Annotated in this window: 12 protein-coding genes and 2 pseudogenes; 8 read left to right on the top strand and 6 right to left on the bottom strand. The window is 45.2% G+C overall.

Features of this window, described 5'->3' with window-relative positions; translation table 11 throughout:
• Positions 1-85: 85 nt before the first annotated feature.
• Positions 86-1,423 carry an integrin alpha gene (locus QUA02_RS03290; protein WP_445305121.1) on the bottom strand — a complete coding sequence of 446 codons (1,338 nt, stop codon included), beginning with the start codon at positions 1,421-1,423 and terminating at the stop codon, positions 86-88.
• On the opposite strand from QUA02_RS03290, the gene QUA02_RS03295 reads away from it, so the two are divergent.
• Complete coding sequence (locus QUA02_RS03295; RefSeq protein ID WP_333025276.1) at positions 1,319-1,600, top strand: hypothetical protein; 282 nt, start codon at positions 1,319-1,321, stop codon at positions 1,598-1,600. The genes QUA02_RS03290 and QUA02_RS03295 overlap by 105 nt on opposite strands.
• Positions 1,601-1,607: 7 nt before the next feature.
• On the top strand, positions 1,608-1,793 hold the full coding sequence (locus tag QUA02_RS03300) for a hypothetical protein (protein ID WP_333025277.1): 186 nt from the start codon (positions 1,608-1,610) through the stop codon (positions 1,791-1,793).
• A 2-nt stretch (positions 1,794-1,795) separates the two neighbouring features.
• Here the strand turns inward: QUA02_RS03300 and QUA02_RS33535 are convergent.
• The 3 genes and pseudogenes from QUA02_RS33535 to QUA02_RS03310 all read right to left on the bottom strand — a co-directional run.
• Positions 1,796-2,023: pseudogene (locus QUA02_RS33535) on the bottom strand (Ig-like domain-containing protein); the annotation flags it as partial.
• A 344-nt stretch (positions 2,024-2,367) separates the two neighbouring features.
• Positions 2,368-6,351: pseudogene (locus QUA02_RS03305) on the bottom strand (RHS repeat-associated core domain-containing protein); the annotation flags it as partial.
• 464 nt (positions 6,352-6,815) lie between these two features.
• The gene (locus QUA02_RS03310; RefSeq protein WP_333025280.1) at positions 6,816-7,139 is read right to left on the bottom strand and encodes a hypothetical protein; all 324 of its coding nucleotides are present in this window, start codon (positions 7,137-7,139) and stop codon (positions 6,816-6,818) included.
• 434 nt (positions 7,140-7,573) lie between these two features.
• Here QUA02_RS03310 and QUA02_RS03315 point away from each other — a divergent pair, with 434 nt between their 5' ends.
• The 3 genes from QUA02_RS03315 to QUA02_RS03320 are packed head-to-tail and all read left to right on the top strand — an operon-like array spanning position 7,574 to position 10,306.
• Positions 7,574-9,886: a tetratricopeptide repeat protein gene (locus QUA02_RS03315; protein ID WP_333025281.1), complete on the top strand. Its 2,313-nt coding sequence runs from the start codon at positions 7,574-7,576 to the stop codon at positions 9,884-9,886.
• 19 nt (positions 9,887-9,905) lie between these two features.
• A complete protein-coding gene (locus QUA02_RS33540; RefSeq protein WP_333112348.1) occupies positions 9,906-10,085 on the top strand; it encodes a DUF6888 family protein in 180 nt (59 codons plus the stop codon).
• 2 nt (positions 10,086-10,087) lie between these two features.
• Positions 10,088-10,306 carry a DUF6887 family protein gene (locus tag QUA02_RS03320; RefSeq protein ID WP_333025282.1) on the top strand — a complete coding sequence of 73 codons (219 nt, stop codon included), beginning with the start codon at positions 10,088-10,090 and terminating at the stop codon, positions 10,304-10,306.
• Positions 10,307-10,424: 118 nt separating this feature from the next.
• On the opposite strand, the gene bchM is transcribed toward QUA02_RS03320, so the two are convergent.
• Entirely contained in the window at positions 10,425-11,111 is a 687-nt protein-coding gene (bchM, locus tag QUA02_RS03325; protein ID WP_333025283.1) for a magnesium protoporphyrin IX methyltransferase, read from the bottom strand.
• A gap of 745 nt (positions 11,112-11,856) precedes the next feature.
• Between bchM and QUA02_RS03330 the strand changes: the two genes are divergently transcribed.
• On the top strand, positions 11,857-12,495 hold the full coding sequence (locus tag QUA02_RS03330) for a hypothetical protein (RefSeq protein ID WP_333025285.1): 639 nt from the start codon (positions 11,857-11,859) through the stop codon (positions 12,493-12,495).
• Between the two features lie 53 nt (positions 12,496-12,548).
• Here the strand turns inward: QUA02_RS03330 and nagA are convergent, their stop codons facing one another.
• Complete coding sequence (nagA, locus tag QUA02_RS03335) at positions 12,549-13,778, bottom strand: N-acetylglucosamine-6-phosphate deacetylase (RefSeq protein WP_333025287.1); 1,230 nt, start codon at positions 13,776-13,778, stop codon at positions 12,549-12,551.
• A gap of 86 nt (positions 13,779-13,864) precedes the next feature.
• On the opposite strand from nagA, the gene purE reads away from it, so the two are divergent.
• Positions 13,865-14,386 carry a 5-(carboxyamino)imidazole ribonucleotide mutase gene (gene purE / locus QUA02_RS03340; protein ID WP_333025288.1) on the top strand — a complete coding sequence of 174 codons (522 nt, stop codon included), beginning with the start codon at positions 13,865-13,867 and terminating at the stop codon, positions 14,384-14,386.
• Positions 14,387-14,468: 82 nt separating this feature from the next.
• The gene (locus tag QUA02_RS03345; protein WP_333025289.1) at positions 14,469-16,061 is read left to right on the top strand and encodes an ammonium transporter; all 1,593 of its coding nucleotides are present in this window, start codon (positions 14,469-14,471) and stop codon (positions 16,059-16,061) included.
• Positions 16,062-16,227: the final 166 nt, after the last annotated feature.

Consider the following 16,227-nt stretch of genomic DNA (forward strand, 5'->3'; position numbering starts at 1 on the left):
TAAGTAGGTATAATATTTGACATCTCTACCGAAACATAAATTTCTTCATATTCACTCATTTATTTATTATACATCGCTGATGTTATTAAATTTTCATTCCTAAGTAGTCATCATTGAGATTTCCTGATAACACATCTTGACCTACATTGCCAAAGATTTTATCATTTCCTTGGCGGCCGGAAATAGTATCATCTTCCTGGGTTCCATTGATAATATCATCTTGAACCGTGCCTTGCAAACCATTATTCGGATTAGCAAAACCGAAACCTCGGCTACCAAAAACGGCATAACTTTTGCCGGGAGAATCTTGAAATAAACTGCCAGGTGCGCCAACAATTATATCGTCGATGCCGTCGCCGTTAATATCTCCGCCACCACTGACAGCCGTGCCAACTAAACCATCGGTTTCTACCCCATTTAAAACTAAGGCATTCTTACCGTTAGCTTCTGCTAAACTGAAATTAGCTGAAAATTCCTTTTTGCCAAAAACAATAAAGGTTTTGCCTGCATTGTTTTTATCATCAGAGTTGGCGCTGGAGGCTCCGATTAACAAATCGTCAAAGCCATCTTTGTTGATATCTCCGGCATAGCTAACGGCATTTCCGGCTGAGCCTTCGGCATCGAAACCGGAAATTGTAAAGCCGTTACTGCCATTCAATTCAGCAGGGTTGACAATGACAGGAAATCCCTGTTTTTTGCCAAAAATTACGTAGGTTTTGCCTGCGTTAATTTGGTCGCCAACTGTCGCACCTGGAGCACCAATTACCAAGTCTTTATTGCCGTCACCGTTGATATCTCCTGTGGCGGTGAGGGCGATTCCAGAACGTTCTTCGGCACTGAGGCCGGCGATGACAAATCCGGTAGTTCCATTTAATTCTGGGACGTTAACGCTGCCAGAAAATCCTCCTTGCTGACCGAATATAACGTAAGTTTTGCCTGCATTAATGCCGCCGTTGGTAGTACCGCCATCTGCACCAATTACGAGGTCGGGGATGCCGTCGCCGTTGATATCGCCGCTGCTGGCAGTACCGCTAGAATTGCCGTCGATGCCGTTAATTACAAAGCCGTTATTGCTGTTAATTTCAGCTAGGTTTAAGTTAGGAGAAAAACCTGTGGTGCGGCCGTAGATGACGTAGCTTTTACCGGGTGTGCCGCCGAGGGGGCCGGGTGCGCTGATGAGTACGTCGTCAATGCGATCGCCATTAATATCTCCAATCCCAGTAGCAAAGAGGCCGGCGTAGTCAAAGGTGTTGGTTCCTGTAACGGCAAAACCATTATTCCCGTTCAAATTAGCGAGGTTGAAGTTAGCAGGAAATCCTTGATTTGTGCCGAAGACGATGTAAGTTTTTCCGGCATTATTTTGACCGTTGACAGTGGCACCGAAGGCACCAATAATAAAGTCTTTGATGCCGTCGCCGTTGATATCCCCTGCACTGCTGACTGTTCCGCCGCTGAAACCTTCGGCATCGGTGCCGTTGAGGGTGAAACCATTTTGACCGTTGAGTTGGGAAAGATTGACGCTGGCGGGGAATTTTTGAGTGCCAAAGATGACTTGACTTTTGCCTGCGGCGTTGACGTTATTGGGGTCGGCACCGAATGATCCGACAATGATATCGTCAATTTTGTCGCCGTTGATATCTCCGGTTTTGCTAACAGCAACTCCTGAGAAGTTACCTGCTTCTGTGCCATTGAGGACGAAGCCGTTATTGCCGGAAAGTTTGTCAAGTTTGAGGCTGTTGATGTTGATGTTAACGGTGGCGGCTTGTATTTGTTTGCCGTCTGTTAGGAGGTAGTTAAATTTATCGGTGCCGGTGAAGTCTGGGGGTGGGGTGTAGGTGAGTTTGTCGTCGCTTTTATCGTCTGGGGTGTTGTTGTTGTCGAGGTGATGATGCCGCCGGCAACGGATTTTGTGTTGAATTCTTTGATGGAGAGGGGGTCTTTGGCGGTGGTATCGTTGGCTAATACATTGATTTTGATTGCTGTGTTGACGGTGGTGGTGGTAAAGTCGCTGTTGGCGGTGAATGGGGAGGCGATCGCAAGTACGCTATCTGGATCTGGTGCGTTGATTGCTGCTTCAAGAATCTCAGGGTCAAAATCCGTCAGCACTAAATCAATAATAGTAGCTTCCCGAATCGTGGGATTGGTAATACTATCGCCTATTAGTTGTTCGGCTTTTGCAACATCGGCGGGGTTTAAGTCGGAGATTTTAACTTTCTGGCGGGGGTAATTTTGCAGGGTAAAGGTGTTGGTGTTTTCGCCGGGATTGTAGTCGAATAAGGATTCAGCTTGATTGACTCGCCAGCTATCAGCATATTCGCCATAAAGTTGACTGGTAGCAACGGGTTCTGTCAATACAGTTCCGTCGCGCTTAATCAGGTCATCTTTGGGGTTTTTGTTCAAGTTGCCGAGTAGTCCGGTAATTTTACCTTCCCTTTCTTTGGTTAGGAAAACATTAATGTTGACGCGACTTGTGCTTACCTTAGCAACGAGTTGATCTCCTGTAGGATAAACAACAGTATAAGTTTTGCCTTCGCGGTAGATGCGACCATCTCCGACAGCGAGGGAATCAAGGTCAGGAATTTCAGTAGGAACTCCATCTATTAAAAGTCCTTGGTCTTTGTAAATTCCGATGCGTTTTTCACCGATAATTGTACTTACGGCAGTGTTGTCGGAAACATTATTGCGCGGGTCGTTACCAACAGGTTGTTGTCGAACTTGGATTTTTAGGTCGCCACTTGTTGACTCGATTAAGGTAAATTCTCCGGCGGCTTGGAAGTCGTGATATTGTTTGTCGAAAGTTACTATGCGGGGGTCGTTGTAGGTACTGGCGCTGTTTTCTGGATGGGGTGGAGGGGGTGGGAATCGTTTGGTGCTGGCTTGAGCGCTATCAGATCTTGGGAGTAATAATACTAGAGTCGCTAGTCCGGTAGCAGCTCGTAAAAATGCTGCGCCTGCTAAAAGCTCTGGCCCAGCAATAGCAGCAATAGCAACGACAGCAACGACAGCAGCAACGCCAGCAGCAACGTTGAGACCAGTGTTGACGAGATTAGTGATATCCGCAGACACAATTGCGTCAACATTAATCTCTTTTCCTATTCCTGGTGATTGTGGTTTTGGTGTTGGTGTTTCTTTTGGTGTTTCTTTTGGTGGTTGTGGTTTTGGTTTGTCCGGTTGTTGAAATGGGCCACCATTGCTACCACCTCCTGGATTTCGTCCTGTTTGCTTTGGTGTTGGTGTTTTGCCTGCTCCATTAAGTCCATATGGAGTAGTTGCATCATTACCAGTAACATCCACCAAATTGATTGGGTCATTTACTACATACGCATACAAATTCAAACCACCGCCTTGACCAATAGGATCGGAGGTGAGAAACCGACCTTCAGATAGCCTGTAGTACCTCGCCCGTACAAAATCAAGACCATTTTCTTCATCCATCACCCCAAATTGCCCAACATACTCAAAGGGGTTAGAAACTGCCTCAACTTTGTTTAAATCTTCACCCAAAGGCAGATAGCTATAGCGGTTAACATAGCTGCCATTTCCTCCTGTTAATCCTGCTGTCGATCCAATCGCATCAAAATCATAATAATCTATCGTATTAGTAGCATCAACGCGACTTTCCAGCCCTAATCCATGCGTGTAACGAGCAATTAAATTACCATTGCTGTATTCACCCACCACATCGCCAAAACCACTGGGATCGAGCAAATATTCAGTCCGTTGACCGTTGTGAGTGCTGGCAATGCGGTTGCCAAAAGCATCATAATCATAACTCCAAATCCCATCAGGCGTAACAACACCCACTAGACGATTCTCAGCATTATAAGTGTAAGTCGAAGTTTTACCTCCCTCAGTCTTAGAAATCAGATTTCCATCAGCATCATAAGTGTAGTTTCCCTTCCCTACCGCCGTGTACTGATTCAGACTGTTCGTTTCATAAGATGTAGCAACCCCATTATCAGTAACAGCAATCCGGTTTCCCGCAGCATCGTATTGATACTGAATGGTTCGATTATCCGGCAAAGTAACAGAAATTAGCTGACCATTGGCATCGTACCCATACTTAGAAGTGCCTTCCAAAGTCGTCATGCTGCTACGCCGACCTAGCTGGTCATAAGTATAGTCAAAACGCGAATTAACTGAAGCGTTAGGTGCGTAGTTGACGATATTCAGCAGTTGCCCAGTAGCATCATAACCATAAGTGGTGTAAGTACCATTGCCATTATCTTCCCGACTCAAACGACCTAAATTGTCATAAGTATAACCAGCAATTTTTTGACCGTTGCTATCAGTCAGTCCCGCCAATCTCCCAACTGAATCATAACCATAGTTAACCGCAAAACCATCTCGATCCACCATGCGAGTGCGACGACCTCCCGCATCGTAGGTGTACTGCAAAAAACGACCATTCGGGTAAGTAATTTTTGTCAGTCGGTCAGCAGAGTCAAACTCTTGAGTAATCGTACCTTTAGCATCAGTAGTAGAAATCAGATTGTCACGTTGGTCGTAAGTAAAATTGATTTGGGAACCATCAGGGTTAGTCTGTTCGATCAGCCGTTCTCGGTCATCATAAGTGTATTCAATTCCCTGACCGCGACGGTTAACATATTTAACTACATTACCCTGCGGATCGTAATCAAACTGCTCTTTAATACTCTCGTTAGTATAGGCAACTTTGCTCGTTATTAGCTTGCCATTTTTATCGTAGTAACTAACAGTTGGATTCGTGCCAGTGCTATTGCTTAAACTATCCAGCCGTCCGAAAGTACGATTGCTGACTAAACCGTTTAAATTACCAACAGGGTAATTCAACTGCTCATCGCTGCTGGGAACATACTCGATTTCTACCAAATTCCCTTTATCATCGTAGTTGTAACCAGTAACATTACCGCGTTGGTCGCTGACACTCTGCACTTGGTTAAAGGTAGGCTCGTAAGTAAATTTAACTGAATTGCCAAGGGGGTCAACTTGATTAAGGAGATTGCTCTGCTGATCGTAGGTAAAATTAGAGCTAATATTCCCTGGTGCAATCTGCTGAATTAGGTTGCCATCGGCATCATATTTAAACTGTAAGTTACGACCGAGAGCATCTTGTAACTGACCAATTTGACCCAGATCATTTAACAGTAGTTTTGTCTTAGCTCCCGTTGCATCACTCGCCGTGACTCCACCCGCAGAATCATACTCAAAAGTAATCGCCTCAGCACCACCATTCAGACTTTGTTTGATAACCCGTCCTTGAGCATCATAGTCATATAATGTTTGCGTACCATCGGCAAAAGTCACAGAGGTAAGAGCTTTAGCCGCGTTGTAGGTATAGCTAGTTGTGCCTTGAGGATCAGTGATGCTGAGAAGTAGTTCACCAGTGGGGTCATAGCTGTAGGTCGTGGTTCTTCCTGCTTGGTCAACAACTTGGCTAATCCGGCTTTGAGAATTGTAGCTAAAACTGAGGTTGTCGCCGTTAGTAGAATTAATCTGAGTTAACTGGTTTCCCGTGTAAGTCGCTGTGATGCGATTGCTGTTAGTATCTTCAATAAAATCGAACTTGCCATCAGGTCGAAAAACAACAAGAGTTCCCCCTTTCTCCCGTATTTGAAATGTATTTTCTACCTTAGTTAAAGTTTCCTCATTTCCCGGTTGATTCAAATATTTTCCATCGGCTTGCTTGCGAAATAATCGTAAACTACCAGAGGAGTTAACTGTTACATTGCCATCACTATTTTCTGTTGCCGTAATGTCAAAAGGAAAAGTCGAGCCGCGACCGAGGAAACCCAGATTGTAGCGTTGAGCTATGCTTCCATAGTTGCCAGCTTGTTCTAGTTCAAATGCCAGCAACCGAGAAACATCATTACTATAGTCGCCTAACTGACTGAGATGGGTAGCGTTATCAGCTAGAACTGCCTGATATTGACCGGCTGTATTGCCAACCGAACCTGTAAAATTATTCCAAATAACATCCCAAGCATCGGCAGGTACGCTATCAGGACGAGCGTCATTTTTGATGCTATTCCAATCTATCGGCGCATTTTCTGTTACAACCCCGGCACTGAATTTAATATCAGTATTAGCCTCTACCGTTGGTTGAAAAGATACTTTAAAACTACTACTAGCTCCCGGCGGCAAAATACCAGCAGCACCTTGGTTGTTGATGCCCAAAAACTGTACATTTTCCGCAAATTCGCCACTAGCAGACTGTAATTGCGCTCCTGTCGCTGACAATGAAATTAAAGGAGCAACGGCATCTGTTTGACCCACATTGGTGTAGGTAACTGTCACCTCGCCTATTTTGTTAGGGCGGATGCCACGGGGGGCATTAATGGATACTTGTATGTTGTTATTGGTGTTAGCCATATCTTTATCTCCTCAAAAAAGCTAATTGTTGCCAAAAAACACAAAGAGCCGGATAAGTGACAAATGCAATCGAAGCGATCGCGCTTGCCCTTTCACCAGCCCCGTGGGGATTGAAACCTCATATCTCAAGCTAGGTTTTTACCTAATATTCAATTGTTTAAACAATGATGCTGTCGCCCATCATCGAGGCTGAACAGAGTATATCATTGCGGGTACTTTACCCGACGTAAAAATAATCTACACGATTTAATTTAACCTGTCAATACTCCAGTTATCTTTTTTTAGTAAGTTTCATGGTGGGGTGGGGGCGGGTTTAAAAAGACGATCTGTGGGTGACAGAATCGATCGGTGAACCCGCCCCTACAAATTTATAGGAATATTTTACCAGACCTGTAGGGGTGGGTTCGCCTAAATCTTTGACACCCATCAACAAATTATAAAAACCCGCCCCCACCCAACCGATCTTATTCCTTGGAATTCCACTCCCGAACATCTTCCTCAGAAATGTGATACCGATAAAAAGTAGAACCCTTCACAGTCACGTGAATTTTACCTTTACCCTTTTCCGCCTTCTCACTCTCAATAGTCACCTGTCCAAACCCTGTTTCTGTCCAAGTTTCATACAAAATGTCCTCAATTCGATTCAAAACCTTATTAATCTGATTCTCTCTGTTTTCTGGCGCTGATGACATATCTGTTTCCACCTTCTGAGTAGACTTAGCTTTGCTGTTGCTGTCGCCTGCTTTATCAGCCCAATCGCCTGCTGCATCCTCTGATACCAACCTCATAGTTTTTTACTCCCTAAATTTCAGCCTCTACATAGATTTCGGAAATAGCCCTATGTTTTTACGCATACTTCCAGCTTTTGTAACAATCATTTACACGATCGCTCCCAGTGTCGCAGACGATGACGCACAGCATCGCACAACAATTAGCAGCGTTGCATCCGCACAATTCCCATCCGCCAGAAACTCCATACTTCTTACCTCCAAAAGGATGTTTGCAAAAATTAAATTATTGAATAACTTTTTAACCCGCAACTCAGTGTAAAATCAATAAACATTCAAAACTCACAATTGTGCAGTCACAGGCAGCAGTCACCAACCTCTGACATTTTGCGGCCCTACGCGATCGCACTTAGGAAATCGCATTTTTTGAAACATCCCAGGCGATCGCACCCCCTAGATAGCCGCGCGATCGCACTTCTATAGGAAAACCACCGATGAATCAAACAGAATTTATCACAATTTACAATAATTTAGGCAACAAATGCCGACAAGTTTTACAGCAAAAATTACTCGGAAAAACTGACCAACAAATTACCAAATTCCTCGATATCAAATCAGCAACTACTGTCCGGCAACATCTGAGTAAAGCTTATGAAACCTTTAGAATCAGCGACGATAATAAACGTGGTAAATGGTCAGATTTGCAGTCATTATTTTTTCAATTCATGCCCGAACTAATCCCAGCGCCACCTGGAGAACCACAACCATTAAATTATCGCTGGGTAGAACGAACTTCAGATATTACTAAACTCCAAAAATGGACATCAGAAAACTTTAAAATTTTGATAATAGTAGGAGAAGGCGGCATCGGCAAAACCACCTTAGTCCATCAATATTTAGCTAGTTGCCAATTTGAAAAAATCTTAGATATGAAAATTGCCTACACTCCAGAAGACTTGCGGAGTGCCGATTCATTTGTGCAGACTTGGCTGCAACTAGATTTTCAAGAAGATGCACCCAGAGATTTTAGCCTGAGTTTAAGCTTGCTAGAAAAGAAACTGCGTCAATTCAAAGTCGCAATTTTTATAGATAACTTAGAGTCTGCCTTACGCAACGGTATGTTTTTACCTGAATACCGCAATTATGTAGAATTGCTGCGGGTACTCAGCGATCCAAACATCAGAGGAGTCACCCTGATCACCAGTAGAGAAAGATTAAATGAACCAAACGTCAGAGGCGTTCAAACTCACATTTTACAAGGCTTGAGCCTAGAAGCATGGCAACAATATTTTGAATATCCCCAAACTTCAGAAGATTTACAAGCTGTGCAAGAAATGCACGCACTTTATAATGGCAATGCTTACGCAATGGAGATTCTTTACAACTATATTCAAAATAATTATGATGGAGATATTGCCGAAGCTTGGCAACAAAACCGCCAGGAATTACAGCAGCTAGATCCATTTTCATTTCTTATCGACAATCAATTAAATCGCCTCAACGCTCATTCTCAGCAAGCTTACCGCTTGCTATGCCGTTTGGGAGCTTGTCGGTATCAAGAAATTGAATGGTTGCCAGATACTTGTATCAAGGCTTTGCTGTGGGATGTAACGCCAGCAGAACAATTGAAAGTAACGCGGCAGTTGTGCGACTATTCCTTGCTACAATTACATCGGGGCAAATACCGAATGCACCCAGCAATTCGGGCGGCGGGTTTGAATCAGTTGCAAAAGAGCAGCGAATGGGAACAAACTCAAAGGGCGATCGCCCAACATTGGTTTACCAGTGTAGAACACATTCAATCGCCTCAGTTAGGTTTGCAAGTTTTAGAAGCTTATTATCATTTCCGAGAAATTGAAGATTATGATTCAGCCTGGGATGTATTGTGCCGCCCTGCCATACCTATTTTACCAGAAGAATTGTTTCTATATTTTTTATCTTGGGGATACATCAGCCAAACTCTAGAATTAGCAGAAAAACTGTTAAATCGAGTTTCGCCTAGCCGGGAGGCAAGTCTGTATCGCTGCATCGGTGACTGTCACGCCTATTTGCTAGCGGATGGCTTTGAGGTAGCTTTAGAATATCACCGCCAAGCTCAATTTGCTGCTAAGCGTGAAGGCGATAAATGGACAGAATTTAATTCATACAGTGATATGGGTTTGTGCTATATTGCTGCTGGTGAATACGAGTTAGGATTAGCTATTTATGAAGCCAAACTTAATCTAGCTTTATCTCCAGTATCTCCTGCAATTCAATCTAGGCTAAATAGTTGCTATTGCGAAGTTGCTCTTTTGCATTCATATTTAGGACAAGCGAGTGAGGCAAAGGCAGCATTGAAAGAAACTACAAGACACTTGCAACAACCTTTAGAAAGCGTTCCGCCTTGGCAAGCTTGCTGGGATTTGAATATGGCTGGTTTGGCTCAAAAACATATTGGCGAGTACGAACAAGCTAAGCAAACTTTAGGGCAAGTTGTGGCGATCGCCCAAAATTGCAACTTTACATCAGACATCGCCCGTGCCTGGTACATTTTGGGCGATGTTTTTCGGGAAAGTAATGATTTTTCAGCTTCTTTTAAATATCAAAACCAAGCCATTGAATTTTATACGAAAATTGGTGCTAAGTACGAATTAGGGATTAGCAATTATTACATCGGGCTGACTTACCGGGATTTGGGAGAATTAGAAATAGCTCAGAATCACTGGCAGCAAGCTATTAAAATATTTAATCAAATGAAAACGCCTAAACTGGTGATAAAAGTTGAAGCTTGTCTCAATGGCTATTTTAGCAAAGAAAGTGTAAAATGAAAAGTGGTGAATTTCAGGAGTGCAAGATATTCCCACAACAGCACAGATATGGCAAACCTTCGTTCTTTGTTGCTGGGCAACAAAATTGTATCGGAGTGTTAACTTAGTCCGTATAGATGAGCGCACAGGAAATGTGTTCATCTTGGTTGGTGAAGAAATCGAAATGGAAATTAAACCCGACGGAGAATGGATTGAGTAAATATGAAACCCAACTTCAATGAAATGAGCAAGAAAGAGTTACGCACTTATGTACTCGCTCATCGAGATGATAATGAGGCATTCTATGCCTATATTGATAAAATCAATGCTGAAGGGAACCGGGTAACGCATCCACCCGCAAAATCTTTAGAAGATATGGAAAATTATCCAGAGTTTATAGAAAAACTCCGCCGCGATCCGGGTCACCAAGAATCAGCTTAGATGTAGTTAGGGCGGATTCACCTAAATTTTTGACACGCATCAACAAATTGTATAAACCCGCCCCCACCCCGCCGACAAATTATATAAACTGGCCTCAGAATGGGCAGATATTTTTACCCTATTTCCGAACGGCTTCCAGCAAGCGAGAATAGTAAAAGCTAGTGCTATTCATGGCTGTTCTGTTAACAACAAAGCCGTTGCTTTCTAGGATTTTGATAATATCTGCTTCGCGGTGCTGGTAAGCGCGGGTAGTTTTGCTCGGGCCGGGGAAAAGTTCGCCAAATTTTTTGAGGGCGGTGAGTGCTAAAGTTTTGGGGGCAAAACTGAGAATTAGTCGCGATTGGGCGATCGAACTTAGGTGAGCGATCATTTCCGCAGCCTTATCTTGAGGATAGTGGATCAGCACGTCCAAACAAATCACCGTGTGAAATTTGCCCGTTAAAGCTTCCAAATCTTGGGCGGCGAAGGAGATGTTGTAGAGCTTGCCGGGAACGGCTGTAGCTCGATCGTAGGCTTCTGCTACCATCTTTTCAGAGATATCGCTCGCACAAACAATTGCCCCAGCCTCAGCCAGAGGAATGCTCAGAGATCCCACACCGCAGCCGGCATCGCAGACAGAAAGCCCGCGCAAATTGCCGTCAGCTTGCAGCCAGCCGAGCACTGTATCCACCGTTTTCTGGTGCCCGGTGCGGATGTCTAGCTGCACTTTATTGACTTTGCCGTCGCCGTATATTCGCTGCCAGCGATCGAATCCCGTGGAGTTAAAATACTGTCTAACTATAGTCTTGTCATCTACCAAATTCATCTTTCTGCCTGCTGCTGAGTTATTGCCAACGGTTAAATATTATAAAGCCACAGCGACAGTTATTGTTGACCGAAAGTAATTTAGTCCGAGGCCCCCGGATTTATCAGTGGGGTCAGTTCTTCAATTTTCAATTCTTTAATCTAAAATCTAAAATCTAAAATCGATTGATATCAATTCCGGTTGCATCGGAATTAATATTACCCGAAATCAGGACACGGCATTGCCGTTTCCCTAGGCCAGATTAATTGTAGGGAAACGGCACTGCCGTGTCCTCGCTTATCATTCCGGCTGCGCCGGAATTGATATGACTCAATTAAATTGAGTTAGATTTATTGATACGGGCGATCGCAACTCGAACAATCCCGCATTTAGAAACTAATTCCATAAAAACCGAGTTGCAGCCGATCGCCCGTGCGATCGATAATTTCAATAAATCCTAACTTTTAAAAATATGGTAAGTACATGGACATAAATATTTACACAGATATAATTTTGCAAGGCTCACAGAAAGAGAATTTCAGATTCTATTTTGTGTAATTAATTCTGTCCAACTACTTACTACAAGACCATTTCCGCCCGCCGCTGTCGGTGCGCCGTCACTGGCACGCCTTTCACAATGCCTGGGCGACTTATATAGCGATCCTAAATCATTTGTGACTTTCTTACTCCCTCCCCTTACTAAGGGGAGGGCTGGGGTGGGGTAAAAAATTTACGACTCATTTAGGATTGCTATATTGCATCAGATTTGAATACCAAATTACCCGAAGGTTACTTTGCCGAACCCAACGTGCAGTTTGGGATTGAAATTGATGTAGCAGAAGAAGAGGAATCGTTACCGGAGTTTGAGAACCCAGAGACAGTAATTCGTTTGCCAATAGATTTCCCAAACAATTGGTTGCCACCGCCAGCCCAAACCGTGCCTTTTCTAACTGCGGCGGAAACCGTGCAAGTCAGTATTTTTAACACTGAATCTGGCCCGGTATTAGCCGGTGCAATTGAATTAGTAAGTCCTGCCAACAAAGATCGTTCTACTCATCGCGGTGCTTTTGTTTCTAAGTGCGAGACGTATTTGCGGCAGGGAATTGGGTTGGTAATAGTTGATGTTGTGACAGGAAGGAAGGCAAATCTTCACAATGAATTGTTAGTCCGTTTGGCGGGAGGAAGCGCTTCGCCCTTCGACGCTGACCTCTATGCTACAGCTTATCGACCGATCGAGCTTCACGGCAACCAATGCCTCGATATTTGGCAGGAAAAACTGGCTGTCGGCTGCGAGCTCCCTGTTTTACCGCTGTGGTTGCGGGGCGAGATTTGCTTGGCTGTGGAATTAAATCATATTTACGATCGAACTTGCCGAGAACACCGAATTGCTGTCACCAGCGTTTAGCATAGCAGAACGAATAAGGAAGAACAAATTAACCTAACAGGATCTGACAACACTTAAAACAACCGATGCCAAGTTAATTCCTTTGTCTGCTCATCCAAATTCCAGCGCAACAATTGACTTGCCGAATTGCCGATAATTCCCGAAAGTGCGATCGCCTTTCTGGGAGAATCAGTCGCCAGGGCGATCGCACTTTCGACATCGCAAATCCCCCACTTCACCAAATTCTGCACACCCGCCAACAGCGGCAGAGTTGTACCCGCCAAAGTAGCAGATTCCAGGGGCGAGTGGTAATCTAATCTTACCCAAGCCGTACCTTTTCTGACTTCAATTTGTCGGGAATCCCAAGGATAAACACCGTCAGGCAAACCCAAAGGAGCCAAAGCATCGCTCACTAAAAAAACGCCTTTTTCATACCTACCAGCGCGCAGCAAAAAATCAATCATTGTCGGAGAAACGTGCTTCCCGTCAGCAATTAAACCGCATTTTACGCCCGAATAAACGATCGCCGCTCCTAACAAACCCGGTTCTCGGTGGTGCAAACTGGGCATCGCATTAAAAGCGTGAGTTACCATTGAAGCTCCCCGGGCAAAGGCTTGCTGCGCTTGCTCTTCCGTCGCTTGGGAGTGTCCGAGACTGACGGCAATTCCCAAACTTTGCAAATAGGAAATGACTTCGCCCGTGCTGTCTAACTCCGGCGCTAAAGTAATTATTTTGACAATATCGGCACAATCTCCTAAAACTTGCTTGACATTTTCTATAGTTAGCGGTAGTAGAAACTCAACTGGGTGAGCTCCTCGCTTCTGGGGGTTGAGAAAAGGGCCTTCGAGGTGAACGCCGAGAATTTCCGCTGTTTTGGTTTTATTGCTTGCCGGAGCAGCGGTTTTTGCAGTGCGGATATAATTAGCTATAGTCGAGAGCGATCGCCTAAATTTATCCAGCGAAGTTGTCACCAAAGTCGGCAAAAAAGCATCGACTCCCTGATACCATAAAAACTGACAAATTTTCGGTAAAACTTCAATATGCTTGCTTTCTAAATCGGGGAAAGCCCAACCGAGGGCCCCGTTAATCTGCAAATCAACACCGCCCAGAGAAAGCCAATCGCCTGCTGCATCAAGCACTTGCAAATCGGGAGCAGAAATCCGTTTAAATACCGCGTCCATCGGGCAAACTTCTTGAATGATGCCCGTTTCGTCAACAGCAAGCATCTGCAAATCCTTGCAGCCCGGGAGGCGAGCATTCAGAATATCTATGGGGGCGGCAGTTGGGGTTGTGGCTTTATTCATCACTATTTAGAGGAAAATTTATAAATTTGAGGGAATACAATAATTTACAATTAGCATCTATCTGAAGTCTGAAATCTTAAAATTGCATGAATCAACCGACAGTTGGAATTATCATGGGTAGCGATTCGGATTTGCCAACCATGAAAGATGCGATCGCAGTTTGCGAAGAATTCAACGTACCTTGCTCCGTGGCGATCGTCTCGGCCCACCGCACCCCCTCGCGCATGGTGGAATACGCCCAAACCGCGCACCAACGGGGCTTGAAAGTAATTATCGCAGGTGCCGGGGGAGCGGCACACCTTCCGGGTATGGTAGCATCTTTAACGCCCTTGCCAGTAATTGGGGTGCCGGTACCGAGCCGCCACCTGCAAGGCATAGATTCGCTGTACTCGATCGTGCAAATGCCAGCCGGGATACCCGTAGCAACAGTGGCGATCGGCAACGCTAAGAATGCTGGCTTGCTGGCAGTTCAGATACTAGCAGCTCATCAGCCAGAATTGCTAGAGCGGGTCCTGCAGTACCGCAAAACTTTGTCCGAATCAGTAATGAAAAAACAAACTCAGCTAGAAGAGCTAGGCTATCAAAACTATCTCAATCTGAACAAATAATCTCTAAACTTTGTAGTAAAATTGGAAAGTTTTCCGAATATTGCTGAGCTTACTAGCCGTAAAGAGGGTGAAAGTGATTAAAATGACTGTCGGAAAGAAAAAGTCGAAACAAGTCAGGCGGGAGTCTTTAAATTTGCCAGCAGCTAACTTTTTGACCAAAGTTAACAGGTTGAAGAAATTACAAAGGACGATCGCCCGCCTCAGTCCAAGTTGGCAAGCCTGCATACCTTTAGCTGCAATCATCGTCTTGGTGTGGGGATATGCCGCGGTAGCCCAAACCCCTGCCACACCAACCACCGAGGAACAATTAGCCAGCCTTAAGGTGGGCATGGATACCATGTGGGTCATGGTGGCTGGGATGCTAGTGTTCTTTATGAACGCCGGTTTCGGTATGTTGGAAACCGGTTTCTGCCGCCAGAAAAATGCGGTTAACGTGCTGTCCAAAAACTTGATTGTTTTTGCGCTGTCAACGATCGCATTTTGGGCGATCGGCTTTGCCTTAATGTTCAGCGACGGCAACGGTTTTATCGGCAGCAGCGGCGGATATTTCCTGTGGAATGTAGCGGACAACAGCCCCGCCACAGGAGAGGCTTATCAAGGCATTTTCGACTCGCTTAACTGGACGGGAGTCCCCCTCAACGCTAAATTCTTTTTCCAATTAGTTTTTGCGGGAACTGCTGCCACGATCGTTTCTGGAGCCGTTGCAGAGCGAATTAAATTCCTTGAATTCTTAATTTTCAGCTTGCTGCTAGTAGGAATTGCTTACCCGATTACCGGACACTGGATATGGGGCGGCGGCTGGCTGGCAAAAGCCGGCTTCTGGGATTTTGCAGGTTCGACAGTGGTTCACTCGGTAGGCGGTTGGGCTGCTTTGATGGGAGCGGCATTTTTGGGGCCGCGGAACGGCAAGTACCGCGACGGCGATACTGTGGCGATGCCGGGTCACAATATGAGCATTGCCACCCTGGGCTGTTTGATTCTGTGGTTGGGTTGGTTCGGGTTCAATCCCGGTTCGACAATGGCAGTCGATCCAAATGCGATCGCCCACATTGCGATCACCACCAACACTGCGGGTGCCTTCGGGGGAGTTGCTGCAACAATTACTGCTTGGCTGTACCTTGGCAAACCAGACCTTTCGATGATTATCAACGGCATCCTCGCCGGCTTAGTCGGGGTAACAGCTAGCTGTGCTTGGATCAACGTTCCCAACTCTGCCATTATCGGCACGATCGCCGGCATTCTGGTAGTTTTCGCCGTAACTTTCTTTGACAACTTAAAAATTGACGACCCTGTAGGCGCAACTTCAGTTCACTTAGTCTGCGGCATATGGGGAACTCTGGCAGTTGGCTTATTTGCTGACGGGCCTACAACTGGACTTTATACCGCAGGCCCGGCAGCCGGATTGCTTTTGGGCGGAGGTTTCGGTCAACTCTGGGCGCAGTTGGTCGGCATTATCTCTGTGGGCGGGATGACCGTGCTGCTGACTACGATTTTTTGGATGGCACTTAAAGCTTTGCTGGGTATCCGCGTTTCTGCTTTAGAGGAGGCTGAAGGTTTGGATATCGGCGAACACGGGATGGAAGCTTACACCGGGTTTGTGAAGGAAACTAGCTTGGACAACAGAATTGAGGGCGGCTACGGCGGCGGTTCTGGGGGGAGGACTACTCAACTTTAGACCGCGCGCTCGATCGACCGGCAGCAGCTTTCGGGCCCTAGATTGGCGATTTGTACGCGAATCTAGGGCTTTTTCAAAGTTCTCAAATTGCTGCTACGATCGCCAAATTACTTTAAAAAACCTGGTTTCTGCCTCCTAGATTGCGATATGTGCCTTGTTTTGGCGA

Origin of the sequence: Microcoleus pseudofavosus SVA1_A4 (assembly GCF_036700565.1) — a bacterium.
Lineage (GTDB): Bacteria > Cyanobacteriota > Cyanobacteriia > Cyanobacteriales > Microcoleaceae > Microcoleus.